Annotated in this window: 20 protein-coding genes; 14 read left to right on the top strand and 6 right to left on the bottom strand. The window is 72.2% G+C overall.

Annotation, left to right across the window (positions count from 1 at the left end):
• Positions 1 to 134 precede the first annotated feature (134 nt).
• Complete coding sequence (locus NE234_RS31385; RefSeq protein WP_252784475.1) at positions 135 to 1,760, top strand: APC family permease; 1,626 nt, start codon at positions 135 to 137, stop codon at positions 1,758 to 1,760.
• A 123-nt stretch (positions 1,761 to 1,883) separates the two neighbouring features.
• Positions 1,884 to 3,032: a CaiB/BaiF CoA transferase family protein gene (locus NE234_RS31380; protein WP_252784474.1), complete on the top strand. Its 1,149-nt coding sequence runs from the start codon at positions 1,884 to 1,886 to the stop codon at positions 3,030 to 3,032.
• Between the two features lie 76 nt (positions 3,033 to 3,108).
• Here the strand turns inward: NE234_RS31380 and NE234_RS45110 are convergent, their stop codons facing one another.
• From NE234_RS45110 to NE234_RS31350, 6 genes are all read right to left on the bottom strand, one after another.
• On the bottom strand, positions 3,109 to 3,222 hold the full coding sequence (locus NE234_RS45110; protein WP_308206952.1) for a LuxR C-terminal-related transcriptional regulator: 114 nt from the start codon (positions 3,220 to 3,222) through the stop codon (positions 3,109 to 3,111).
• A 354-nt stretch (positions 3,223 to 3,576) separates the two neighbouring features.
• The gene (locus NE234_RS31370; RefSeq protein WP_252784473.1) at positions 3,577 to 7,029 is read right to left on the bottom strand and encodes an AAA family ATPase; all 3,453 of its coding nucleotides are present in this window, start codon (positions 7,027 to 7,029) and stop codon (positions 3,577 to 3,579) included.
• Positions 7,030 to 7,069: 40 nt separating this feature from the next.
• Positions 7,070 to 8,803 carry a tetratricopeptide repeat protein gene (locus NE234_RS45535; protein ID WP_252784472.1) on the bottom strand — a complete coding sequence of 578 codons (1,734 nt, stop codon included), beginning with the start codon at positions 8,801 to 8,803 and terminating at the stop codon, positions 7,070 to 7,072.
• Positions 8,800 to 9,423 carry a helix-turn-helix transcriptional regulator gene (locus NE234_RS31360; protein WP_252784471.1) on the bottom strand — a complete coding sequence of 208 codons (624 nt, stop codon included), beginning with the start codon at positions 9,421 to 9,423 and terminating at the stop codon, positions 8,800 to 8,802. Before NE234_RS31360 ends, NE234_RS45535 begins: the two co-directional genes overlap by 4 nt.
• Before the next feature lie 149 nt (positions 9,424 to 9,572).
• A complete protein-coding gene (locus NE234_RS31355; protein ID WP_252784470.1) occupies positions 9,573 to 10,373 on the bottom strand; it encodes a helix-turn-helix transcriptional regulator in 801 nt (266 codons plus the stop codon).
• Positions 10,374 to 10,536: 163 nt separating this feature from the next.
• On the bottom strand, positions 10,537 to 12,393 hold the full coding sequence (locus NE234_RS31350; protein WP_252784469.1) for an AfsR/SARP family transcriptional regulator: 1,857 nt from the start codon (positions 12,391 to 12,393) through the stop codon (positions 10,537 to 10,539).
• A 328-nt stretch (positions 12,394 to 12,721) separates the two neighbouring features.
• Here NE234_RS31350 and lxmK point away from each other — a divergent pair, with 328 nt between their 5' ends.
• The 12 genes from lxmK (at position 12,722) to NE234_RS31290 (ending at position 24,199) form a co-directional block, all read left to right on the top strand.
• On the top strand, positions 12,722 to 13,933 hold the full coding sequence (lxmK, locus tag NE234_RS31345) for a class V lanthionine synthetase subunit LxmK (protein WP_252784468.1): 1,212 nt from the start codon (positions 12,722 to 12,724) through the stop codon (positions 13,931 to 13,933).
• Entirely contained in the window at positions 13,930 to 14,922 is a 993-nt protein-coding gene (locus tag NE234_RS31340) for a T3SS effector HopA1 family protein (protein WP_252784467.1), read from the top strand. Before lxmK ends, NE234_RS31340 begins: the two co-directional genes overlap by 4 nt.
• Before the next feature lie 94 nt (positions 14,923 to 15,016).
• Positions 15,017 to 15,166, top strand: coding sequence for an LxmA leader domain family RiPP (locus NE234_RS31335; protein ID WP_252784466.1), 150 nt, complete (start codon positions 15,017 to 15,019; stop codon positions 15,164 to 15,166).
• A 155-nt stretch (positions 15,167 to 15,321) separates the two neighbouring features.
• A complete protein-coding gene (locus NE234_RS31330) occupies positions 15,322 to 15,486 on the top strand; it encodes an LxmA leader domain family RiPP (RefSeq protein ID WP_252784465.1) in 165 nt (54 codons plus the stop codon).
• Between the two features lie 22 nt (positions 15,487 to 15,508).
• The gene (locus NE234_RS31325) at positions 15,509 to 15,664 is read left to right on the top strand and encodes an LxmA leader domain family RiPP (RefSeq protein WP_252784464.1); all 156 of its coding nucleotides are present in this window, start codon (positions 15,509 to 15,511) and stop codon (positions 15,662 to 15,664) included.
• 152 nt (positions 15,665 to 15,816) lie between these two features.
• Positions 15,817 to 16,749 (top strand): LLM class flavin-dependent oxidoreductase, encoded by a 933-nt coding sequence (locus tag NE234_RS31320; protein ID WP_252784463.1) that lies wholly within the window; start codon positions 15,817 to 15,819, stop codon positions 16,747 to 16,749.
• On the top strand, positions 16,746 to 17,684 hold the full coding sequence (locus NE234_RS31315; protein ID WP_252784462.1) for a phosphotransferase: 939 nt from the start codon (positions 16,746 to 16,748) through the stop codon (positions 17,682 to 17,684). Before NE234_RS31320 ends, NE234_RS31315 begins: the two co-directional genes overlap by 4 nt.
• A 5-nt stretch (positions 17,685 to 17,689) precedes the next feature.
• Positions 17,690 to 20,338 (top strand): M16 family metallopeptidase, encoded by a 2,649-nt coding sequence (locus tag NE234_RS31310; RefSeq protein ID WP_252784461.1) that lies wholly within the window; start codon positions 17,690 to 17,692, stop codon positions 20,336 to 20,338.
• Positions 20,335 to 21,738 (top strand): lanthionine synthetase C family protein, encoded by a 1,404-nt coding sequence (locus tag NE234_RS31305; RefSeq protein WP_252784460.1) that lies wholly within the window; start codon positions 20,335 to 20,337, stop codon positions 21,736 to 21,738. Before NE234_RS31310 ends, NE234_RS31305 begins: the two co-directional genes overlap by 4 nt.
• A gap of 80 nt (positions 21,739 to 21,818) precedes the next feature.
• The gene (locus tag NE234_RS31300) at positions 21,819 to 22,451 is read left to right on the top strand and encodes a flavoprotein (protein WP_252784459.1); all 633 of its coding nucleotides are present in this window, start codon (positions 21,819 to 21,821) and stop codon (positions 22,449 to 22,451) included.
• A 3-nt stretch (positions 22,452 to 22,454) separates the two neighbouring features.
• The gene (locus tag NE234_RS45530) at positions 22,455 to 23,711 is read left to right on the top strand and encodes a cytochrome P450 (protein ID WP_252784458.1); all 1,257 of its coding nucleotides are present in this window, start codon (positions 22,455 to 22,457) and stop codon (positions 23,709 to 23,711) included.
• A gap of 74 nt (positions 23,712 to 23,785) precedes the next feature.
• Positions 23,786 to 24,199: a hypothetical protein gene (locus tag NE234_RS31290; RefSeq protein WP_252784457.1), complete on the top strand. Its 414-nt coding sequence runs from the start codon at positions 23,786 to 23,788 to the stop codon at positions 24,197 to 24,199.
• Positions 24,200 to 24,319: the final 120 nt, after the last annotated feature.

Raw genomic sequence — 24,319 nt, 5'->3', positions numbered from 1 at the left:
AGCCCAACGCAACGATCATGTAGCGCAGCGTGTCAGCGCAGGTGCCCCAGCCGGGACCGGTGTGGGCGCGCGGCGCACGATCATCAGCCCCCGCCCGGTCCCGCCAGACCGGCCGACAGATCAACGAGGCCATCATGACCGACAGCACCGGCGTGTCGACCGAACCTGACGAGGACGCGGCCCATCTAGAGCGCCTCGGCTACAAACAGGAACTGCACCGCGTCCTGGGATTGTTCGACAACTTCAGCGTGGCGTTCTCCTATCTGTCGCCGATGGTCGGGGTGTACTCGCTCTTCGTGCTCGGGGTGGGCACCGCCGGACCTCGCTACCTGTGGCTGATGGTGCCGGTGGTCGGCTTCATGCTGCTGGTGGCACTCGTCTTCGGGGAGCTGGCGAGCCACTACCCCATCGCCGGCGCGCTGTACCAGTACGGGAAATGGAGCGTCGGCCCGCGGTACGGCTGGTGGATCGGCTGGATCTACGGCCTCGCCCTGCTCGTCACCGTCGCCAGCGTCGACACCGGCATCGTCAGCTACCTGACCGCCCTGCTGAACAACCTGTTCGGGACGCACCTGAACGGCACCTCGCACGGCACCATCCTGGTGGTCACGGTGCTGCTCATCGCCATCCAGACCCTGATGAACACCGTGGGCGCCAAGCTGATGGGACGGATCTCCCAGCTCGGCGTGTTCGTCGAGACCATCGGCACCTTCGGCGTCGCCATCGCGCTCGGCATCGCCGGGTTCCACCACGGGTTCGGCTTCCTGTTCTCCAGCAAGGGCGCCGAGCACGCGTCGGCCAACCCGCTCAAGGTCGACTTCGGCGGCCACTGGCTCACCGGCGCCGCGCTCGTGGCGGTGCTCGCGCACGCCTACATCTTCTACGGCTTCGAGTCCGCCGGAGACATCGCCGAGGAGACCAAGTCGGCGTCACGCATCGTGCCCCGGGCGATGCGCTCGGCACTGCTGTACGGCGGGGTGGCCTCGGCCGTCCTCGTCATCGGCCTGCTCCTGGCCATGCCGTCCGACCCCAAGGGCTACGCCAACGCCGCGTCGTTCGACGGCGGGGTGCCCGCCATCCTCGGCCAGCTCCCGTCCTGGTCGCAGAACCTGTTCCTGGTGGTCGTGTGCGTCGCCTTCTTCTCCTGCGGCACCGCGGTCCAGGGCGCGGGCTCGCGGCTGATGTACTCCTACGCCCGCGACAAGGCCGTCCCGTTCAGCCACAAGCTCAGCGTGGTGTCCAAGCGGTTCCACACTCCGGTCAACGCGCTGCTGGTCGCCGGCGTCGTCCCCGTGCTGTTCACCCTGCTGGTCAACGTCAACCCGGCGCACAACGTCCACATCCTGTGGTTCGAGCTGCCCGCCGGCGTCAACGCGCTGACCCTGCTCGTCTCCTTCGGCGTGTCGGGCATCTACCTGTCCTTCCTGCTGACCGTGGTCGGTTCGATCATCGCCCGGGCGCGGGGCTGGCAGCCGGCCGGGACGTTCCGGCTCGGACGCTGGGGCTGGCCGGTCAGCATCCTCGCCGCGGCGTACCTGGCACTGATGCTGCTCAACATCGTCTGGCCGTCCGGCCTGTCCAGCCCGCGCGGCAGCCTGTTCAACTTCGACTGGATCACCCTGATGGTGATCGTCGTGCTCCTGGTCATCGGCGCGGTGTACTTCGTGCTCGCGCGTCCCTACCAGCGCCTGGCGGTCACGGGGCGGTCCGGCGTCCCGGCGACCGGCGAGGCCGCCCCGATCGGGGAGGACGCCCGGTGACGACGGTACGGGCCATCATCGACGGCACGCCGGATCTCGGCGCCTGACGCCGCCGCCGGACCCGCGGGCTTCACGTCCCCGCCCGCGGGTCCGGCGGCGGTTCTGCCGGGGAGGAGAGTACGCATGACCGAGCTGCCGCTGTCCGGTGTCCTGGTCGCCGACTTCGGGCGGGTGCTGGCCGCGCCGTACGCCACCATGCTCCTCGCCGACCTCGGCGCCGACGTGATCAAGGTGGAGCGACCGGAGCACGGGGACGACACCCGGGCGTGGGGGCCGCCGCACGCCCACGGCGAGGCCACCTACTTCCTGTCCGTCAACCGCAACAAGCGATCGGTCGTGCTCGACCTGCGCGACGAGACCGACCTGCGCCGCGCCCGCGAACTGATGCGCCGGGCCGACGTGCTGATCGAGAACTTCCTGCCCGGCACCATGGAGCGGTACGGGCTCGGCTACCAGCAGGCGCACGCCTGCAACCCCGGCGTCGTCTACTGCTCGATCACCGGTTTCGGCGCGGACGCCGGAGCCGCGCTGCCCGGCTACGACCTGCTCATCCAGGCGGTCGGCGGCCTGATGAGCGTCACCGGCCCCGGTCCCGGCGAGCCGGTCAAGACCGGGGTGGCCGTGGTGGACGTCCTCACCGGGCTGCACGCGGCGGTCGGCATCCTGGCCGCCCTGCGCCACCGCGACGCGGCCGGGCAGGGCCAGCACGTCCAGGTGAACCTGCTGTCCACACTGCTGTCGAGCCTGGTGAACCAGTCGGCCGGCTACACCCTCGCCGGCGCCGTGCCCACCGCGATGGGCAACCGGCATCCGTCGATCGCGCCGTACGAGCTGTTCCCGACCGCGGACCGGCCCATCGTCATCGCCGTGGGGAACGACCGGCAGTTCGCCGCGCTGTGCCGCGGACTCGACGCACCCGAACTGGCCGACGACCCGCGCTTCACCACGAACGCCGATCGCGTCGCCCACGTCGAGGAACTCGCCGGCCTGCTGGCGCGACGGCTGCGCCGGGCGGGCGCCGACGACTGGTTCGCCCGACTGACCCCCTTGGGCGTCCCCTGCGGCCCGGTGAACGACCTGGCCCAGGCGTTCGGACTCGCCGAGCGCCTCGGCCTCGCCCCGTACGCCACCCTCCCCGGCGACGGGCCGGACCTGAACCTCGTGGCCGACCCGATCGGACTGTCCGCCACCCCGGCGCGGTACCGGCGACGTCCCCCGCGCCTGGGCGAGCACACCGACGAGATCACCGCCTGGCTCGACGCCCCCGCCTGACCTCGGGCACGGCACGCCGCGTCGCCCTCCCGGCGAAGGCCGAACCGGGTGGCGACCGCGTCACCGGACCACATCCTCAGTCGGCGAACAGTCGCAGGCGGTTGGCGGTGGCCGCGGCCTCCCCTCGGCTGGTGACGCCGAGCTTGGCGATGATCCGGGAGACGTGCACGCTGGCCGTCTTCTCGGAGATGAACAGCCGCGCGCCGATGCCCCGGTTGGACTCCCCTCGGTCAGCAGTCCGAGGACCTCCATCTCGCGTGCCGTGAGACCGATCAGGTCGGCCTTCCGCGCCTTCGCCGGCGCCCCGGAGGCATCGGAGACCGAGAGGCGGAAGCTCCGCGCCAGCGCCTCGATCTCCGCGCTGAGGACGCTCGCGCCCAGGTCACGGGCCTCCTTCGCGGCCGTGGCGAGCAGACTCCCTACGCCGCGGTCGTCCCGCGTCACGAGGGCCGCCTCTGCCGCGCGTCGCCGCGCGTGACAGGCGAGGTACGGGTTCCCCGCCTTCTCCCACGCCGCCGGAGCGGGACGACCCCGCCGAGTGAGGTCACAGGTACAGGCCGGGCCGCCCCTCGCCCGCCTCGGGAGCGTCCTCTTCCGGCAGGTCCTCGACGCGCAGGACGCCGATGTCGGTGGCGCTCAGGTCCGTCGCGCCCGGGTCCGCGGTGATGCGCTCGGCCTGGCGGCCGATCGTCGCTTCGAGCAGGTTCCGGATCATGCGGCCGTTGCCGAACGACGGACCGCGCTCCGTACGGCGAAGGCGGGCGCCGATCGCGTCGCGGACGTCCGGTGCGAGGGCGAAGCCCTCCTTCTCCGCCATGGCCGCGAAGATCGCCACGAGCTCCTCGTCCGAGTAGTCCGGGAACTCCAGCCGTTTCGGGAAGCGCGACGCGAGACCCGGGTTGTCGTTCAGGAACACGTCCATCTCCCCGCCGTAGCCGGCGACGATCACCACGAGGTCGGCGCGGTGGTCCTCCATCAGCTTCACCAGCGTGGCGACCGCCTCGTGGCCGAAGTCCCAGGGCGCCTGACGCGGGGTGAGCGTGTACGCCTCGTCGATGAACAGCACCCCGCCGAGCGCACGCTCGACCACACCGGTCACCTTCGGCGCCGTCTGGCCGATGTACCGGGCGACGAGATCGGCGCGCGAGACCTCGACGAGGTGACCGGACGACAGCAGGCCGAGATCGGCGTAGACCCCGGCGAGTACGCGCGCCACCGACGTCTTGGCGGTTCCGGGATTGCCGGAGAACACCAGGTGCCGGGCGGGCGCGTTCACCGGCAGGCCGGCCTCCCGGCGCAGGCCCTCGCTCCGGGCCTCGGCCACCAGCCGCCGTACCTCCCGCTTGACGTCCGTGAGGCCGATCATCGCGTCGAGTTCGGCGATCGGGTCGGCGGGCCGCCTGGTGCGGACGCGGCCGCTCAGCGTGCCGGGGATGTCCTCGGCGCGGAGTTCGGCGGGGTCCGCGTCCGCCGCGTCGACCAGGCGGCGGGACTGCAGGGCGGACGCGCGTTCGAGGAGGTTGCGCATAAGCCGGGCGTTCCCGAACGAGCGTCCCCGCGGCTGCCGGCGGATGAGCCCGCGGACCTTGTCCGCGACGCCCTCGCCGAGCCGGAGGCCCGCCTCGGACGCCCGCAGCTCCAGGATCTCGATCAGCTCGTCGTCGCCGTAGTCCGGGAAGCGCACCGTCGTGGGGAAGCGGGAGGCCAGACCGGGGTTGGCGGACAGGAAGTCGAACATCTCCGCCTCGTACCCGGCGACGACCACGGCGAGATCGTCGCGGTGGTCGTCCATGAACGTGAGCAGCTCCGTGATCGCCTCGGGGCCGTAGTCGTCGGGGCTGTCCGACCGGGCCAGGGAGTACGCCTCGTCGATGAACAGGACGCCGCCGAGCGCCTGCTCCGCCAGGCGCCGGGTCTTGACCGCGGTCTGGCCGACGTACTGCCCGACCAGGTCCGACCGGGTCGCCTCCACCAGATGGCCCGACGTCAGCAGGCCGGACCGCTTGTAGATGCCCGCGAGCAGCCGTGCCACGTGGGTCTTGCCGGTTCCCGGGTTGCCGGTGAAGACCATGTGCCGGGCGGGGACCACGGCGCGCAGTCCCGCCTCACGGCGCTTGCGCGCCGCCTCCGCCTGGGCCAGCCACAGCTCGATCTCCTGCTTGACCTCGCCGAGCCCGATGAGGGCGCGGAGCTCGGCGAGCGGGTCCGTGTGGACGCCGTCGGCGACGAAGGTGGCGGGAACGTCCGCGAGGGTCACGGCCGGACGGGTTCCCGGCGTCGTACGGGACCGGACCTGCTCGATCAGGGTCTCCGCGAGACTGTGCGCCAGCCGGGCGTTGCGCAGGTTGCGGACCGGCGGCGTACGGGCGAGGAGCGCTCCGGCCGCGGTCGCGGCGTCGGGTTCGGTGGTGCCGCCGCGCTGCTCCACCGCCCGGCGGAAGAGTTCGGCGTACCCCTCGGCGGTGAACGGCCGGGTGCGGACGATCTGGAACCGCTGGAGCAGGCCCGGGTTGACCTCCCGCAGCCGCTCGTCGCCGCGCGCCTCGGTCAGCGCCACGACGTGCAGGTCGTCGTAGACGTCGAGCAGCCGGTGCAGCTCCTCCATCACGGCGCCGCCGTTCTGCGGATCGTCGGCCAGAACGTCGAGGTTGTCGATGATGACGAGGCGTTCGCCGCAGGAGTCCCGTACGGCGACGTGGAAGGCGGCCACCGCGTCGTTCTGCCCCGAGTAGATGGCGTCCGACATCCAGAGGGGGCCGCCGGGCAGCCCGCGGCCACGCATGATCCGCTCCACTTCCTGGGCGGCGTCGTGCTTTCCGGTGCCGTCCGGCCCCGCGATGAGCAGCCGCACCGGTCCGGAACGCGGCGCGCCCATCGCCCGCAGCACCGCGACGACGTCCGGCTGCCCGATCAGCGCGGACCCGTAGTCGGGGGTCTCGGCGCTCGCCTTCGCGGGTTCGGCGGCGCCGCCGGCGCCGAACCGGGCGGCGAGCGGGTTGGCGACGACGCGCCGCGGCTGGAAGAGCCGGATCTGGTCGTAGGTGAAGCCGCCGACGGGAACGCCGTACTCATCGGGGTCGGCCGGTTCGCCGGGAAGGCCGTGCACCGCGCACACGAACCGGACCGCCATGTCCAGCCAGGCGCGGCACACGTCGGCCTGCCCGGCGGCCAGCCCCTGTGCCAGCCAGGTGCGGATCCGGCCGGACCAGTCCTGCGGGTCGGCCTCCGCGAGCGCCTCGGTCACCTCCGCCGTACGGGCGCCGAGCACGACGGCCACCTCGGCGGGCACCGCCTCCTGGCCGATCGCCCGCAGCAGGCCGGCGATGCCGTAGCCGGGCGGTCCGGGCAGCGGCACGACCCCACGGAGATGGTCGTGGGTGGGCAGGAGCCCTTCACAGACCCAGCGGAGGTGGTCCAGCGGGCCCGCCAGCTCCGGCAGCCCGCCGAGGATCTCCTCGTCCGCGGCCGCCGCCCACTGCTCACGCCGGTCCTCGGGCGGGACGGCCGGATCGTACGGCGCCGTCTCGTACAGGCGGAGCAGCGCCTGCCGCCGCGGCTCGACCGGTTCGAGGCCCGCGAACGCGGCCACGCAGTCGCGGGCCAGTTCGCGGGCGGTCGCGTGGTTCTCGATGAACCACTCACCGTCCCGCAGATCCCACTGGTACGGCGGACGCCACGTCGTGACCGACGCGCCCCAGATGTCCGACTTGCGGGCCGGCGTGCGGTCCAGCCACCGCCCGAAGATCTCCGCCTCCACGTCGGCGCGGTTCCCGGCGCGGATCGCGCCGACGCCGAGCAGGTACTGGAGGATGCTCGACATCTCGTCGAGCACCAGGTCCGGCCGGCCGCCGGCCCGTTCGTCGGCCATGAGCTTCTCGGCCCTGGCGGCGATCTCCTCGAACGTGCCGTCCGGCACCCGCCAGGGCCGGCCGTACGCGTACAGGTCGAGCACCGGCTCATCGCCGAGGAGGATCTTCAGCTGCTCCGGCAGTCCCAATTGCGCCTGTCTTCCCGTGATTCGATTGATCGCCGCTGTTCTATACCACCGGCGGACCGGGCCGGTCAGGGTGTTCGATGGCGGACCAGGCGACGGCGTTCCACGGGCTACGGGAATTGGCCGGGTCGAGGAGCCGCCGGGCGGCCTCGACCGTCCTACGATGCGACGTCGGCCAGTTCTCGTCCGGTGTGCCGCGCAGGCCCTCGATCCACCGCGCCCGGCCGGCGAGGAAGTCGTCGGCGAAGGCGGCCCAGGACGGATAGAACCGTACGGTCTCCGCGGCGATGCCGTGCAGAAGCCGCCACGCGGTCGCCTCGTCGAGGAAGCCTGCCGCGAGGCCGTAGCGCACGTTGTTGACGTACCTCGCGACGTCCCAGGCGAGCGGAGGGTGCCCTAGGCTCTCGGCGAGCGACATGCGGTGACCCCCCTCGGCCAGCCACTTCAGCGTCTCCAGCAGGTCCTGTTCCGAGGCCACGTCCCAGCTCTCGGCGAGCATGTCCCGGGCGCCGGCCCGGTTGAGCCAGGAATACGGATAGAGCGAGGCGTGCGTCGTGCACTGGGACCGCTCGATCATGATCGCGCTCAGCGAGACCAGCCACAGCCGGTGGACGGTGAGCGGCGCGGGGTTCCGCCACGCCGCCGGGGGATCGGTGAGGTTCTCCGCCAGCCTGCGGGTCAGCCGGTGGTCCGGGCCGAGGGCGCGCTCGCAGTCGGCGAGGATCCGCGCGTACTCGGTGAGGGCCTCGCCGCGCCGCCCGCCCCCGTCGTGGCTCTGGGCGAGTTCGTAGCGCGACTCCAGCGTGTCGGGGTGGTCCGGGCCGAAGAGGCGTTCGTGGCCGGCGAGCACCTGCTCCAGCAGAGGCGCCGACTCGTCGAACCGGCCGAGCGCGTTGTACGTCACCGCCACGTTGCGCCGGAAGACGATGAGCTCGGGATCGCCGGGGTCGAGGACGCGCTCGGCGGCGGCGAGGTTGTGTTCGTACAGCACGCCCGCCTCCTCGAAGTGCTCGGCGTCGTCGAGCGAGACGGCGAGGGCGTTGCGCGCCGTGAGGGTGTCCGGGTGTTCGGAGCCCGCCGTCCGCACGAGGCTCGCCAGGATCTGCCGGTGTTGCTCGACCGCCTCGGCGGCTCGGCCGGTGTCCTCGAGAGCGGAGATGAGCTCCGCGCGGGCCTCCACGGTGTCCGGATGGTCCGCGCCGAGGAGGCGTGCCCGATCGGCGATCAGCCGTTCGTACTGCTCGACGGCATCGGCGGGGCGATCCGCGTCGGCGTACGCGCGCGCCAGTTCGTGGCGGGATTCCAGCGTGTCCGGGTGATCGGCGCCGAGCTTGTGCGCCTGCGCGGTGACCATCTGCTCGAGCAGGTCGGCGGAGTCCACGGGGCGACCGGCCCGGCGATAGGCGACGGCGAGATTCCCCATGGTCCGCAGGGCGCTCGGGCCGTCCGCCGGGTAGATCTGCACGATGGCGAGGACCACCTGTTCGAGCAGGCTCACGGCCTCGTCCAGGTTCCCGAGCGCTTCGTGGGTCACCGCGAGTTGATTGCGCGCCAGCGCGGTGTCGAAGGCCCCTGGGCCCAGCGTCCGCTCGCGGTCGGCGACGAGCCGCTCGTAGAGCGGGAGCGCCTCCTCGAAGCGACCGGCGTCGTAGTACGACGAGGCCAGTCGATCGCGGCAGGCGAGCGTGTGCGGATGGTCGGGGCCGAGAACACTCTCCGCCCGGGTGAGCGCCGCACGCTGCTCGGGAAGCGTCCCGATGCTCTCGTCGCCGGTCACGTGACGTTGCCCTTGCCTTCTCTTCCACCGCTCCGGAACAGAGCCAGTTGGGTGCGGCTGACACACCCGGTCTTCGCGAAAATGTGCGTCAAATGCTTCTTCACCGTATCGACACTGACATGGAGTTCGCGGGCGATCTCGCCATTACTGAGACCTCCGGCCACGAGATCGGCGATCTGCACCTCTCGCTTGGTGAGCGATGCGTGATTCGCCCCATGCCGGGAGTGGGTGAGGTGCCGTTGGAGCAACGGCGCCAGTTGACGTGCCAGTTTATTCAGGATGGCCCGCTCCAGATTTCGCGCGGCGCCTTCTTCGAAGGCCACCACGAGATACTCGGCGCCCGCGGTCCCCGCGTCGATGCGGACGGCGATCGCGCCATCCGCGCCACGAGCAGCGGAAACCGGCGGAAGCGAGGGCTTCTCGGCCGAGGCGGGGCGGATCGTCGCCGAGGTCCAGGCGAAGTGCCGTGCCAGCGAGACGAGCAGAGTCCGCCGGAAGACGTGGATGTCGCCCGCCTCTATCACGTCGTCCAGAACCGCGAAGAGGCGACGGTAATCGGCAGGCCGGAGCGGGTCGGCATCGCCCAGCCGGACCGGGCCTGCCGCCGATGTCGTGAACATACCCGGAGGATCACGTACCGCAGGCCCCTCCGGCATCCGGCGAAAGCCTTACACCGCCCTTACATCGGCCTTAGTTCCACGTCATGCACCCTCCAGCCGAGCCTTATGCGGCCGCACGCGCCCCTGGCCGCCCTCGGCGACACGGTGCGCTAGCCGCTCATGCTCGTACGGCCCAGAAGCGTCAGGGCGAGCTGCGTCCGGTTCGTGCAGCCGGTCTTCGCCATCGCATGGGTCAGATGTTTCTTCACGGTGTCGACCGTGATGTGCAGCCGCCTGGCGATCTGAACGTTGCTCAGTCCGTCGGCCACCAGTTTCGCCACCTGCTCTTCCCGCTCCGAAAGACCCGTCGGCACCGGAGGGGAGTCGCGCGAGGGGGCGCGCGGCCGGGAGAAGTGCTCGTCCAGCCAGGGCCCGAGATAACGCCGCAGATGCCCCATCAAGGCCCGGTCATGTTCGCGCAGCGCGCTCTCGTCATCGAAGTAGACGCACACGAGCGCCGCCCCGCCCGTCCTTCCGGTCAGGCGGCCGTTCAGGAGATCCCCGATCCGATGCCGGCGCAGGTACTGCCCGACGAAGGTCCACTCGCGGATCGTCGAACCGGCGCGTACGTCTCGGAGGGAGACGTGGCCCGCACGATCGAGCAAGTGGCCGGCCCGGCGCGTCTTGAAGGGGTTCTGCATGTACCAGCGATCGAGATACTCCTCCAGGAAAAGGGTGGAGCGGTTACTGTGAAAATGATCGATGGCGACCTCCCGCCCGGGAAAGCCGCCCATGGTCGCGGGAATGTCGACGATCAGGGAGTCCGTCCAGCCCAGACGTGACGCCAGCGACTCCCGGAACTGGTCGAAGAAGTATTCGCCCCCGACCGAGTCGGCGATGTCCTCGAGAACGGAGAAGGTATTACGATAATCCGCCGGTTCCAGTGCGGATGCAGTTGCAAGGCGACGCATCAGCCCCCGAGCCTCGCTTCCCCATGGATGAAAGGGCCGCATCGGAGTCTCTCAAGCCACAAGAACTCCCGCTGGCTGACGACGAACCTAGTGCATGCGGACGCAGCGCGACATTCCACGAAGGTGGAAGGTCCCTTTGCTGGGCTGCACCGTGGGCGGCCGGTCAGGACTCGGCGGTGTCCGCCGTGTGCAGGTAGTGGTCCAGCACCCGGTGGCAGGCGGCGGATCGTTCGGCCTCCGTGTCGCACGTCCGGGCCTGTTCCGCGGCGTAGAGGCGTAGCAGATCATGCATGGCGAATCGGCCGGGAGCCCGCTCGGTGATCAGATGGGCCCGGAACAGTTCGGCGAGCAGCGCACGTGCCCGGTCCCGCGGGAGGCCGGCCAGGGCGGCCGCCGCCGGGTGGGCGATGTCCCGCCCGGGATGGAGGCTCAGCAGCCGGAACAACCGGGCCGCCTCGGGAGTGAGCGTGCGGTAGGAGCCCGCGAAGACGGCTCTGAGGTCCGCGGTCGCCTCCCCGGCGTCCAGCGCGTCGAGACCCGCGATGCCGGCGCGCATCTTCTCGGCGAGCAGCGCCAGGGGGAGATCGGGGCGCATGCTCGCACGGGCGGCGACGATGCTCAGCGCCAGGGGCAGTCCCCCGCAGTAGGCGAGCAGGTCGGCGACGGCGCGCGGTTCCGCCCGAGTCCGGTGCGTGCCCAGGCGCGTGTCGAGCAACCGGCCGGCCGCGTCAGGGGGCAGGACGTCCACGGTGATCGGCCGGGCACCGTGGGCGGTGACCAGTCCGGCGAGTTGGTTCCGGCCGGTCACGAGGACGACGGACGAGGGGCTGCCCGGCAGCAGCGGCGTCACCTGAGCGGTGTCCCGGACGTTGTCCACGACGATCAGCATGCGCTTGTCCGCGATGAGCGTGCGGTACAGCGCGGCCTGCGCGTCCAGGTTCTCCGGAACGGCCGTGGTCTCCGCGCCGAGGGCCTCGAGGAAGGTGCGCACCGCCGCTTCCGGCGTCATCGGCGGTTCGGCGGGATCGAATCCGCGCATGTCGACGTACAACTGCCCATCGGGGAAACGGTCCGCGTTCCCGTGCGCCCAGTGCAGGGCCAGCCAGGTCTTACCGACGCCCGCCCCGCCGCCGATCGCCGAGATGCGGACCGTACGGCCCGGGCCGCCCAGCGTGCGATCGAGCGCGGCGAGCTCGTCGGCTCGGGCGATGAACGGCGACGGCGGCGCGGGCAACTGGCGTGGGACGCGCGTGGCGCCGGGGGCCGGCGATGCCGGCGGGTCGAGGACGGGGTCGTTGACCAGGATCTGCTGATGCATCCGCTGGAGTGCGGCGCTGGGGTCGACACCGAGTTCTTCGGCGAGCCGGAGCCGGATTCGCTCGTACTGTTCGAGCGCCTCGGCCTGCCGCCCGCTCCGGTAAAGGGCGAGGAGGATCAGCCCGGCTAGGCGCTCGTTCAGCGGATGCCCGGCCGCCAGCGTCAGCATCTCGGGAATCAGCCCGGCGTGCCGGCCCAGCCGTAGACAGATGTCGTAGTAGTCCAGGTGCGTCGCCAGCCGTTCGGCCTGGAGGGCGTGCCGCATCTCCGTCAGCCACGGGGAGTCGACGTCGGCGAAGGGTTCGCCACGCCACTGCGCGAGGGCGAGACCGTGCAACCGGCCCGCCTCGGCGACGTCGCCGCTGGCCCGGGCCCGCGCCGTCAGGGCGCGGAATCGGTGCAGGTCGACCGCTTCCTCATTGACTTTGAGGACATATCCGGCGGAAGTGCGTTCGATATCGGCGCCCACGGTGGTCGACAGAGCGATGCGCAGCCGGGAAAGGTAGCTGCGCAATGTTCCCGTGGCCCGCTCCGGCGGATCCTCACCCCAGACACGCTGCGCGAGTCGAGTCGGCGAAACGGGATGGTTGACGTCGACCAGCAGAGCGGCCAGCACACTTCGCTGCCGCGAATGGCCTACGTCGATCGGCTGAGCACCCGCCCTGACATACGTCTCCCCCAGTATCCCGAGTTCGATCGGCATTCCGCTCCCCGCCGGTCACGTCTCGTCGGCGATCCGCTGATGAGGCCGGCCGACGAAAAGGCATTCAATCGGTTGAGATCTCGAGAGCGCCCCCGATGGCACCACCGACTGACAGACAACCATTGACGCCTTGTCGGGGCCATCCCACGAAGGTAGAACTCGTCCGGCTCTCTCCGGCCGCCTCATACGGGAACGGATTCCGGCCGGGAAAGAGGCGATCAGCGCCTCCAAGACACCGCCGAGCAGCCGATTCAACGTTTTCCCATCAGCGTCACAACAGCGGCTTGTCAGGGTCGTCCCCGTAACCAACCGCTGGAGCGATGCCCGTATGAAGCCTCTCTTGGCCGGTAACGCCGTTCGCAACGGTGAGACGTCCGTCGAGCCCCTCGCGCAGCCGTCCCCTGAGCCGCGTGCGGAGCGTCCCGAGTCGGGAACGGCGGCCCCAGGCGCCGCCGGCACGGCGCGGACACCCGATCGCGCGATCGACACCGGCCGGCTGCCCGAGGTGAACGAGGTGCTCGGCCGGCTCGGTCTCGGCCGGTTGACGCCCGAGAACGCTCGCGCTTTCCCCGGGCGCAACGACAACTGGAGCGGGCGCACCACCTCGGGAGAGCAGGTCTTCGTCAAGCGGATCGACGGGCAGGCGGAGAGCGCGGCGCGCCGGCTCCATCGCCTCATCGCCTTCGAACGGGGGAATCCCGGCCTCCCGGCACCGCGGTGCCTCGGCTGGGACGAAGCCGCGCGCCTGGTGGTGTTCGAGCTCATCCCCGACGCCAGGACCGGCAACGACCTGGCGGCCGACGAGGCGTTCGACGACGTGCTGGCGCATCGCGCCGGGAGGGTCGTCGGCCGGCTGCACAGCGCCTGGGCCGATCCGGAGGACCTCGACGACTCTCCACCCGACCTTCCTCCGGTGCCGTGGTTGCACGCACTTCCGGACGCGGTGTTCACCGCGTCCAGCGCCGCCGCCCTGGAGGTCTGGCGGCTGTTGCAGGGCGATGACGAGCTGATCGCGGCCCTCACGCGCATGCGCGAGAAGGAGACGGCCGCCGTGCGGACCGCGACCCACTGCGACCTGCGACTCGACCAGTTCCTGCTGGCCGCGTCGGAGCTGTACCTCACGGACTGGGAGGAGTTCCGCCTCGCCGATCCCGCGCGGGACGTCGGAGGCTTCGCCGGCGAGTGGCTGTACCGCGCCGTCACCGCCATTCCGGAGAGCGCCCGTTCGGACAGTGGATCGGACGCGCCGTTGACCCACCGGCAGATCCTCAGCGCGGGCGCCCGGGAGATCGAGAGGAGACGGCCGCTGGTCGCCGCCTTCTGGTCGGGCTATCGGGCGGAACGCGGCGCCGTCGACGCCGGCCTGGCCGAACGCTCGGCCGCGTTCGCCGGCTGGCATCTGCTGGACCGGGTCCTCTCCCTGGCGGAGCACAGTCCCCGGATCCGGGCCGTGGACCGAGCCGCCTTCGGGATCGGCCGGCGGGTGCTGCTCAACGCCGCCGCCGCGGCGACGACCCTGGGGCTGGGTGATCTCTCATGACCGGGCTGCTGACACCCCGCGTCGAGCACGTCCTGCCGGAGGTCGAGATCGACGCCGGCCGCCACCGCGGCGCCGTCTGCGGCCGGGAGATCCACGCCGCCGACGCGGCCGAGTTCCTGGAGGTCCTGGGCCAGGCCCTCTACCTCGCCTGGCACGTCAGGAACCCTACGGCGATCGACGACCGCCCGACCACGCGCCGCGATCCCCTCCTGGAGGAACGCCTGAGCTCGGGGATGCCGCATCGGACGACGAGGGCCCCGGCGATCCTTCGGGAGATCCGGGCCGACGGCGAACGGCTCGTCGTCGAACGGGACGGCGTCCGAGTGCTGAGCGGACGCGAGGCCGTACGGCCGGGGCGGCCTCTCGCGGTCGGCCGGCCGGTCGAGCTGCGGGTGCCCGCCGCGCGTCCCGCGCTGTCACCGGGATTCTTCCTCGCCGACGGATCGAACGGTCCCCCGCACGGCGCCTCGATCCTCCGGATCTACGTCCACGTGAGCGGCCCGGCGATGGTGCCCGCGCTGTGGACGTCAGCCCTGGAGCTGCTGGAAGACGCGGACGTCCGCTACCGCGCGAAGATCGTCTCGGCCTCTCCGATGTTCGCCCGCAGCGACGGCCTGGTCCTCTACCTCGACGCCGGCGCCGCTCAGTCGGTCGTCACGGATCTCCTCCGGCTGGCGGGCCGTACGGCAGACGTCGGTACGGCCACCTCCCTCTTCGCCGAGCCGCTCGGCGACGGCGTGGCCATGGCCTGGGAGCCGTCGGACGCCCGACGGGGCTTCACGTCGCTGAGCCTCGGCGAGCATCGCGCCCGCGTGGTGGCCGCCGGTCTGCTGGCGCACGCGGTCTCGCCCGACGCGGCCGACCCGGCCACCGCGGTTGCGGCGGCCATGCGCGCGGCGAACATCGACCCGCTCACTCCCGCCCGCAACCTCGACTCGCCCCCCTTCCCCCGGGTGACCTCGCGCGCCGAGACCCCGGTCGGCGGGTGAGGCGAGGGCGGCCGGCACCGGACCGCCACGCCCGAAGAGCTTCCGGCCGAACCGGCCGGGATGAAGGAACCAGCACCGCGAAAGGAGGTGTCTCATGAGCCCGACCGACCTGGTCGCAGGTTACGACCTGCACACCGACGCCAACGAGCTCGGTACGGCGGCCGCCACCGAAGCTCCGGCGACGTTCACCGCGATCACGATCATCTGCGTTTCGGTCACCGTCACGATCGACGTCAGCTGCTGACGGTGAATCGCCTTGTGCGGGGCCGGGATGACGCCGGGAGAGGGTCTCCCGCTCCATCGGATCACCCGGTCCCGCACCTCGCTCCGGCGGGCGGGCCGATGCCGCACCTCCGCCCGCCGGAGCACCGACCCGCCATCGCCTCCGCGGAGGACCTCATGACCGCAACCGACCTGGTCGCAGGGTACGACCTGCACACCGACGCCGACGAACTCGGAACGGCGGCCGCCACCGAGATGGCCGCCGACACCTTCACCCTCGTCACCTGGCCCTGCTGTCCCTTCCCCTCGTTCACGGCCGCGGGGATCCTGGACGGCCACTGATCCGAGCCGCACGGAGGATTACATGATCGCAACGGACCTGGTCGCGGGTTACGACCTGCACACCGACGCCGACGAACTGGGGAGGGCGGCCGCCGCCGAGGTCGCCGCCGACTCGTTCACCCCCTCCACCTGGTACGTCTTCTGCACCGACTGCTGCGTGCGGCCCTCCGAGGCCTAGGAACGCGCAGCCGCCGGACGCACCCGGAGCAGTGGTGACCTCGTCTCCGCCCGGCCGGGCCGCGTGCCGGTCACGCGGCCCGGCCCATCGGAGCTCCGGTGGGCCGCCTTGAAGGGATGTCTGCTGTGAAATACGGAATTCTCCTGCCATTCATGGCGCATCATCCAGAGCAGATCGCGCCGTTCGCCGCCCTCACGCGAGATGCCGGGGCCGACCGTCTCTGGATGGGGGAATCCCTGCTTCTGGAGAGTCACCAGGCGTTCGCGTACCTGGCGGGGCGGGGGCTGCGTCCGCCCGTCGGAACCAGCGTGTCGCTGATGCCACTGCGGCATCCGTACAAGGCCGCGATCGAGATCCGTTCGATCGCGGCTCTGACCGGGCGGCCGGTGGTCGCCGGCTTCGGGCCGGGCGCGGCCCGCCTGGTGGAGGCGCTCCGCGGCGCTCCCTACGAGAGCCCGCTCACCGCGACGCGGGAGTACATGACGGCGCTGCGCGCCCTGATCGACGGGCGGCGGCCCCGGTTGCCCGGCACGTACGTCCACCTCCACACCGGGCTGCCGCCCCTCGATCATCCGCCGGTCGAACTCGGACTCGGAGTCCTGCGTCCGGCGATGGCGCGACTGGCGGGCCAGGTCGCCGACGTCGCGATCACTTGGCTGACGCCGCCGGACTACCTGCGCGAAAAGCTCATCCCGGCCCTGCGTGAGGGCGCCGAGGAGGCGGGACGACGGGCACCACGAGTCATCGCCGTCGTCCAGGTCGCGTCGGCCGCCGCCGCGCGCGACCCGCGCGCGCTCGCCGAGGTCGCGACCCGCGCGCACGTCGCGGGGCCGCACTACGCGGACATGCTCCGCCGCGCCGGGGTCGACCTCCACGGCAGGAGCCCCCTCGACGTGGGCGCCGCGCTCATCCACCACGACCTCTTCATCACCGGCTCGCCGGAGACGATCGCCGGTGCTCTCGACCGCTACACGGACCTCGGCGTCGACGAGGTCGTCCTCAACACCGCGGGGGTCGCGCTCACCGAAGGGCTCGACGTGGCCTGGGACGAGTGCGCGGCGATCCTGAAGGCGGCGCTGTCATGAGATCCAGGACGTACGACCACCCCCACCCGGTGATCGCCGCCTACGGGACCGACCTCATGCGCACCTCCGTCCTCGACCTGGGAGACGACCGGTTCGCCTGGGTCCGGAGCCCGGGGCCGGCCATGGCCACGCCTCTCGCGACGCCCCCGGCGAGCGTCCGCGACCTGATCTCGCGGTTGTCCCGGGACGCCGTGCGGCCGGTCCTGCCCGAGCGCGTCCAGGACGGTGTTCGGTACGAGGCGCCGGGTCCGGTGTCGCTGGCCGGTGCCCTCCTCGCGGGCGACGACCCGGCGCGCACCGGCGCCGGGCCGCTGCTGAGGGGCGTCGGCCGGACGCTCCGGCGCGTCCACGAGTCGCCCGTGCCGGCCGACGTCGCCGCGCGCCCGCCCCGCGGGCCCGCCCGTCTCGCCGAGCGGCTCTCCGCGAGGAGCGAGGTGGGGCGTACGGCGCGGCTGCGGACGCTGATCGACGAGGTGCTCGGCGCGGATCGCCTGTGCCGGGTGTCCACCTGGTGCGAAGGACTCATGCGGACGGAGGGCGCGCCGGTGCTGCTGCACGGCGGCCCGAGCCTCGGGACCCTGGTTCCCGATCGCGCGGATCCGGGCCGCGGGGTCCTCTTCACCGGTGAGGACGTGACGCCGGGGCCGTGGACGTTCGACCTCGGCTGGCTGCTCGGCGAGATCCTGGAGCTGGGCGTCGGGCTCCGGGCGGTCCGGCCCGGCACTCCACCCCCCGGCGACCTCGCCCAGGCGCTCTTCGCGGGCTACGGACGGTCGCCGGTGCCGCCCGCCGGGCGAGCCGCCGCCGTCCGGATCCTCACGCACGCGTACGACTTCGCCGCCTTCGCGGGATGGCACGAGGAGTCCCTGCGCCGATCGCTGACGCTCGTCGCGGATCTCGTCGACTCCGACGGTGCCGCCGCCCTCACCTGGTAAGGCCGATGACCACGGACTCGAACTCCCCCGCCCGGGAGACCACCACCAGGCGGATCACGCTGGCCAACGGCCTGCGCGTGCTGCTGCGACCCCACCCCGGCCGGGCGACGCTCGGCGTCGGCGTGCACTACGGCGTCGGCTTCCGGACCGAGCCGCCCGGACGAGCCGGCTTCGCGCACCTCTTCGAACACCTGATGTTCCACCGTGGCGAGGACGCCGAGACCACGTCCCATGTCGGGGAGATCGAGCGGGCCGGGGGCACGGCCGACGGCTCGACGCATCAGGACCACACCGAATACCACCAGCACGTGCCACCCGAGGCCCTGGACCTCGTCCTGCGGCTGGAGGCGGACCGGATGCGCGGGCCGCGCATCACCGAGACCGTCCTCCGCGGTCAGGTGGACGTCGTGAAGGAGGAGATCCGCCTCAGGGTCCTCAACCGGCCCTACGGCGGATTCCCCTGGCCGTTGCTCCCCGCCGTCCTGTACCGGACGTTCCCCAACGCCCATGACGGCTACGGCTGTTTCGAGGACCTCGAGAAGGTCACTCCTCAGGACGCCTCGGACTTCTTCGACGCCTACTACACCCCGGGCAACGCGGTGCTGACCCTGGCGGGGCGGTTCGACCCCGGTCAGGCCGCCGATCTCGTCCACCGTCACTTCGGGGATCTCCCGCCCCGGGACGCGGTGCCGGCCGGCCCGCTCGACGAGCCGCCGCCGGAGGCCGCCATCCGGGCGCACCACGAGGCGCGGATTCCGGCGGCGCCGGCCGTGGCGATCGGTTACCGGGCACCGGATCCGGGCCGGCACCTCGAGCGCTACCTCGCCCACGTCGTCCTCCAGGACCTGCTCACCCGGGGCCCGGTCGCGCGGCTGCGGCGACGGCTCGACGACCAGGGGGCGTGGGTCCACGCGCTCGATTCCGGCTGCGGCTTCTTCGGGCCCCTCGACGCCCGTCACCCCGACACCCTTCTCCTCACGGCCGTCCACGAGCCGGCCGTCGAGGCGGACCGGGTCATCGACGCGCTCGACGCGGAGCTGCTCGACCTCGCGGACCGCGGTCCGTCGGACGCGGAGCTCGCCCGCGCGATCACCGTACGGGCGGCGGGCGTTCATCGCGACCACGATCCCGTGGCGGCGCAGGCCCGGGCCGTCGGCAGGCTGGAGATCCTCTTCGGCGACGGAACGCTGCTCGATCGACTGCCGAAGAGCTTCGGCGAGGTGAGCGCCGAACAGGTCGCCGCCGCGGCCGAGTCGCTGCGGCGCGCGCCACGGGCGGTGCTCACCCACGGGCCGACACGTCAGGGATCACCTCGGCCGAGCAGGCGACACGACGTGCCGCTCTGGCGCGAGCCGGTCGACCGCAGGCTGCCCGGCGGCCTGCGCGTCGTGGCCGTACCGGACCGCTCGGCCCCGCTGGTCGAGCTCCGGCTTCACCTCCCGAACGAGATCGCCGGCCCCGCCGACGCCGCGCGCGCCGAACTCCTCTGCCGTACGGTCCTCGGCGGCGCCGGTGGGCCGGTCGCCCAGGCCGCGGAGACGGCCTTCGGTGACAGCGGAGGTGCGCTGCGGGCCCGCCGGGAACGGGAGTGGATCGTCTTCTCGGGCCATGCCCGCTCGGATCACCTGACCACGCTGCTCCGGGTGCTGGCGGAGGCGGTGGCGGACCCCGACGGCGATCGATACGGGCGGGTCGCCGCCGAGCGCGGCCGCGTGGCCGCGCTGGCGGAGGCCGGGCAGACCATGCCCGGACGAGTCGGCCAGGCCCTCCTCTACGAGCGGTTCTTCGGCGAGCGGGCGCTGCTGCTCGCGCCGCCGAGACCCGCCGACCTCCGCACGGTCACGACCGATGACGTGCTGCGCTACCACCGGTCCGTCATCCGGCCGCAGTCGGCGACCCTGGTGATGGTCGGTGATCTTCCGCCCGGCCGCATGGTCGCCGCGGCCGAGACGGCCTTGGCGGGCTGGGCGCCGTCACCTCGGCCGGCCACGGCGCCCCCGGACGGCCGGCCGCCCGCGGAGCCCGGCATCGAGATCGCCGCCGGTCGCACGGGCGCCGAACAGAGCCACATCGCCCTCCTCGCCGCGGGCGTCGGCCTCACGGACCCCGGCGGGCCGGCCGGCCGGCTCGCCGACCTCCTGGTCGGCGGCCGTCCCTCGGCGCCCCTGGCCACCGCCGTCCGCGAGCGCCGGGGACTCGCCTATCACGTGTCGACCGCCGTCGACGTGGTCCTCGGGCGGCCCATCGTCCAGATCCAGGCCGCCACCGCCACCGCGACGACCGCCGAGACGCTCCACGCCATCCGGGAACTGCTGGAGCGGGCCGTCGCCGAACCTCCGGCCGCGGGCGAGATCGCCGAAGCGCGCCGGTACGCGGTCGGTGAGCTGTACCGTGCCTGCGACTCCCAGGCGTCCCTCGCGACCTGGCTCTCGCACATGCTCCGGTGCGGCCACGACACCACCCGCCTCGAACGTCTGCCGGCGTCACTGGCCGACACGCCGGCCGACGACGTCATCCGCATGATCGGGGAGCTGTTCCGGCCGGAGCGGTTCACCGGGGTCGTCGAGTGCGACCCCGAGGCGTTGGCCGGACCTCCGGCCGGGCTCCGATCGTCCTGGCCGGCCCGGCGCCCGGACCCGGAGGCCGGCGAATGAGCGCCGCACCCGGGCGACCGGCGCCGGATCCGGGACTGCTGAGCGGCGCGCACGCCGAGCGCGCGGCCGAACTCATCCGGCTCATCGCGGAGCGCCTCGCCGACCCGGTGACCGTCGCCGCGGTCTCGGCCGCGGACCGCACGCCCGCACACGGCGGCTGGGCGGCGACCGGGCTCGCCCGCGGCCACCCCGGCGTCGCGGCGTTCTACGGAACCCTCGCCTGGAGCGACTCACGCTGGGCCGCCACGGCACACGCGCACCTCCGGAGGGCGGTGGACGCGATCTCATCGGAGCCTTCGGCCGGGCTCGCGCTCGGACCGGCCGCGGTGCTGTCGGCCGTTCAGACCTGCGGTGCGCGCGAGGGCGACTATGGCGCGTTGCGCCGGAACCTGCTCGGCGCGGTCGCGGGCAGGCTGCGGGAACGGCTGAACGCCCCCGCCGGCGCCCCCGGCACGGCCGGCGTGTCGGGGCGCGAACACGACCTCATCAGCGGCTGCACCGGAGTCGGGCGGCTGCTGCTGGACGCGGTGGACGACGGAACCGCCGCCCACCCCGACACGGTCCCGGCCCTCCGGGCGACGCTGCGGCGTCTCGTACGGCTGACCGAGCCGATCGAGGTGAACGGCCGGACCCGGCCGGGCTGGTGGACGGCGGCGTCGAAGGGGACGCCCCTCCCGGCCGAGGGCTCGGGCGACGTCTTCGAGGTCGGCGTGGCGCACGGCGTCGCGGGACCGCTGGCCCTGCTCTCCCTCGGCCTGTCCCGCGGCCACGCGGTGCGCGGACAGGCCGATGCGATCGAGGCCATGGCCGAATGGCTGGTCGCCCAGGCCCGCCGCGACGCTCACGGGCCGTACTGGCCCGCCCGGACCGGCGACGAGCAGGAGCCGGGCGAGGGCGGTTCCCGGTCCACGGCGGCGTGGTGCACGGGTACGGCCGGAGTGGCCGCAGCCCTGCACCTGGCGGGCGTGGCCCTGGACGACGCCGGCCGGCGAAGCCTCGCCGTCGAGGCGTTGCGGGCCGTCATGCAGCGGTCCGAGGAGGAACGGCGACTCGTCGGCCCGACCGTGTGCCACGGCCACGCCGGACTGATCCAGGCGCTGCATCGCGTCGGCACGGCCGCCCGGGACCCGGCGCTGCTGGCCGGAGCCCGGCGGATGGCCCTCCGCATGATGGACGAGGCGGACGAGGACGCCCCCTTCGTCTTCCGGCACTCGGTCCCGGACATCGAGGCCGGCAGGGTCACGCGCTGGACCGGCGTGGACGCGGCCGGGATGTACGAGGGCGCGGCGGGCTGTGCCGCGGCGCTGCTGACGGTCACCCCCGGCCACCTGCTCGGATCCGGACGGCGCGGCGCCGGCGGGGACGTGGCGGCGTGGGACCGGATCCTGCTGCTCTCGTGACACGTCACCGGGCCCGGCGGCCGGCGGGACCCCGGCTCCCACCAGATGATCCCCCGCCCAGGAAGGCGACGAACACCGTCATGGACGACCACGACCAGACCTCTCCCGGCATGCCGGCCCTGGGGCCGCCACCGCCGTTCACCGCGGACCGCCTGCTGCTCTTCGGCACCGGCTCCCTCGCCGCGGCGCTGCTGCCGTTCTGGATCAACTGGTTCAGGAACTTCTATCCCGAGCCTGACCTGCGGATCGTCATCACCCGCAGCGCCGAGCGCTTCGTGTCGCGCGGCGCGCTGGCACCGCTCATCGGCCGTGACGTCCCGCTGGACACCTGGCCCGAGCACCCGGGCGCCGACGTCCCGCACGTCCGGTACGCCGAGTGGCCGGACGCGATCGTCGTCTACCCGGCGACCATGCACTTCATCGCCCGGTTCGCGCTGGGATTCGCCGACACCCCGATGCTCGCCGCGCTCCAGTGCACGACCGCCGCGATCGCCGTCGCGCCGACCCTGCCGCCCGGAGGCGAGAACAACCCGGTGACGCAGCGCCATCTGAAGGACCTCGGAGACCGGCCGAACATCGAGGTCGTGCCGCCCGTACCAGGGCGGAGCGCGTCGTCCGCGCGCGGCGGGGGAAACGCCGCGCCGCCGCTGCCCGCCGTGCTCGACCGGCTGGAGCGGCTCCGTTCGCGTATCCGGGAAGACGGAAGGGCCTGAGCCGTGCGCGCACCCGACACCCCGTCCCAGGAGACCGGCGAGGGACGTGCGCCGGCCGGCTCCGGTACGGCGGGCTCCGATACGGCCGGCCGCGTCTACCGGCCGTCCCGGCTCTTCGACTGGCTCGACCGGATGCGCCGTGATCATCCCGTCTGGCACGATCACCGGCGCGACGTCTGGCACGTCTTCTCCCACGCGGAGGCGCTGACCGTCCTCTCGGACTGGTCCACCTTCTCCGTCGCGATGATGGACGGCATCCGGACCCCGGACGGCCTGGAGCTGTTCTACAGCGGGAACTTCTCCTGGATGGACCCGCCGCGGCACGGGCGGCTCCGCGGCCTGGTGTCGCGCGTGTTCACCCCTCGCATGATCGAAGGGCTCGCGCCGCGCGTCGCGGCCGTCGTCGCCGAGCTGCTCGACAAGGCCGACGGCGGGGGCGCGTTCGAGCTCATCGACGATCTGGCGCATCCCCTACCGGTCGTCATCATCGCCGAGATGCTCGGTGTCCCGGCCGAGGACCGGGTGCTCTTCCGCCGGTGGGCGGACATCCTGCTGGCCGGGGGCGGCACCGCGCCCGGCACCGGAGAGGATGATCTCCACTTGGCGGACATGGAGCCCTACCTGCTCGAGCACATCGAACGGAGGAGGGCGGTGCCGGGTCCGGACCTGATCAGCGGCCTGGTCCGGGCGGAGGTCGAGGGGCGCCGGCTCTCGAACGACGAGATCGTCGGGTTCACGGGCGCGCTCCTGATCGCCGGGCACATCACCACGACGGTCACTCTCGGCAACGCCGTGCTGTGCCTCGACGAGAATCCCGGCGTCGCCGCCGGACTGCGCCGGGATCCCGGGCTCATCCCCGCGACCGTGGAGGAGGTGCTCCGGAGCCGCCCTCCCTTCACCAGCACGGCCCGCCGTACGACCCGGGAGACCGAACTCGCCGGGCGGCGAATACCGGCCGGGCGTTTCGTCAACGTGTGGCTGGCGTCGGCCAACCGCGATGAGCACCTGTTCGACGCGCCGGATCACTTCGATGTCCACCGGCCATCGAACAGGCACCTCTCCTTCGGGCACGGAATCCACTTCTGCCTGGGCGCACCGCTCGCCCGCCTGGAGACCAGAATCGCGCTCGAGATGCTGCTGAGCCGCTATCGGGAAATCCGCGTCGCCTCGCCTTCGGAGGTCGAACCTCATGACCAGTGGACGATGATCGGGGCCAAGCGGATTCCGGTGGTGGTCGAACGAACTGCCACGAAAGTGTAATGGCGTGACGCCCACCGCCCGTGATTGGCTCACTCGCGGATTCTTCCTCTCTCCGCGAAACCCAAGGAGCAACCATGAAGCGCACGTTCAGCAGGTCCGCGCGCGCCTGGCGGAGCACGGCCGGGAAGGTCGCGGCGCTCGCGATCGCCGCGACCGGCGCGATGGCGCTCGGCCCGGTCACCCTCGCGCAGGCCTCGACATGGGAGGGATGCCCGGACGGCGCGGTCTGCATCTACCCGCAGAATCAGGACAATAGCACCAGTAACCCAGAAGCCGTCTTCTGGAGCTACGGATACCACAACCTCAGCAACGAGTACGGGTTGCACCAGATCGCGAATAACCAGACGGGCGGCGCTAGTCTCGATCTGTGCTATGGCTATAACGGCACGAACTGCACCGTGCCCAACGGCCATATCGCCGCTCAGGCGATCGGCGTGAACTACGACTTTACGCCGATCAATTCCGTTCGCCTCAACCCGTGGCCCTGACCGGCCGATCCAGCTGACGCGACTGCGGAGGGCCCCGGCGGTTTCGCCGGGGCCCTCCGCGGTTCGAGCTTCTTCCCGACCACGGGCACCGGTTAAGGTCACGCATCGTTGGAATACCGG

The sequence above is a fragment of the Actinoallomurus rhizosphaericola genome (assembly GCF_024055675.1).
Lineage (GTDB): Bacteria > Actinomycetota > Actinomycetes > Streptosporangiales > Streptosporangiaceae > Actinoallomurus > Actinoallomurus soli.
The sequence above is the reverse complement of the archived record's forward strand: the minus strand, read 5'-3'. Positions and strand labels throughout refer to the sequence as shown.

Bases quoted from the DNA above. Each gene is read 5' to 3' on its own strand.
- NE234_RS31385 (WP_252784475.1), top strand. From the start codon at position 135: ATGACCGACAGCACCGGCGTGTCGACCGAACCTGACGAGGACGCGGCC.
- NE234_RS31380 (WP_252784474.1), top strand. From the start codon at position 1,884: ATGACCGAGCTGCCGCTGTCCGGTGTCCTGGTCGCCGACTTCGGGCGG.
- NE234_RS31360 (WP_252784471.1), bottom strand. From the start codon at position 9,423: ATGTTCACGACATCGGCGGCAGGCCCGGTCCGGCTGGGCGATGCCGAC.
- NE234_RS31355 (WP_252784470.1), bottom strand. From the start codon at position 10,373: ATGCGTCGCCTTGCAACTGCATCCGCACTGGAACCGGCGGATTATCGT.
- NE234_RS31350 (WP_252784469.1), bottom strand. From the start codon at position 12,393: ATGCCGATCGAACTCGGGATACTGGGGGAGACGTATGTCAGGGCGGGT.
- lxmK (WP_252784468.1), top strand. From the start codon at position 12,722: ATGAAGCCTCTCTTGGCCGGTAACGCCGTTCGCAACGGTGAGACGTCC.
- NE234_RS31340 (WP_252784467.1), top strand. From the start codon at position 13,930: ATGACCGGGCTGCTGACACCCCGCGTCGAGCACGTCCTGCCGGAGGTC.
- NE234_RS31335 (WP_252784466.1), top strand. From the start codon at position 15,017: ATGAGCCCGACCGACCTGGTCGCAGGTTACGACCTGCACACCGACGCC.
- NE234_RS31330 (WP_252784465.1), top strand. From the start codon at position 15,322: ATGACCGCAACCGACCTGGTCGCAGGGTACGACCTGCACACCGACGCC.
- NE234_RS31325 (WP_252784464.1), top strand. From the start codon at position 15,509: ATGATCGCAACGGACCTGGTCGCGGGTTACGACCTGCACACCGACGCC.
- NE234_RS31320 (WP_252784463.1), top strand. From the start codon at position 15,817: ATGGCGCATCATCCAGAGCAGATCGCGCCGTTCGCCGCCCTCACGCGA.
- NE234_RS31315 (WP_252784462.1), top strand. From the start codon at position 16,746: ATGAGATCCAGGACGTACGACCACCCCCACCCGGTGATCGCCGCCTAC.
- NE234_RS31310 (WP_252784461.1), top strand. From the start codon at position 17,690: ATGACCACGGACTCGAACTCCCCCGCCCGGGAGACCACCACCAGGCGG.
- NE234_RS31305 (WP_252784460.1), top strand. From the start codon at position 20,335: ATGAGCGCCGCACCCGGGCGACCGGCGCCGGATCCGGGACTGCTGAGC.
- NE234_RS31300 (WP_252784459.1), top strand. From the start codon at position 21,819: ATGGACGACCACGACCAGACCTCTCCCGGCATGCCGGCCCTGGGGCCG.
- NE234_RS31290 (WP_252784457.1), top strand. From the start codon at position 23,786: ATGAAGCGCACGTTCAGCAGGTCCGCGCGCGCCTGGCGGAGCACGGCC.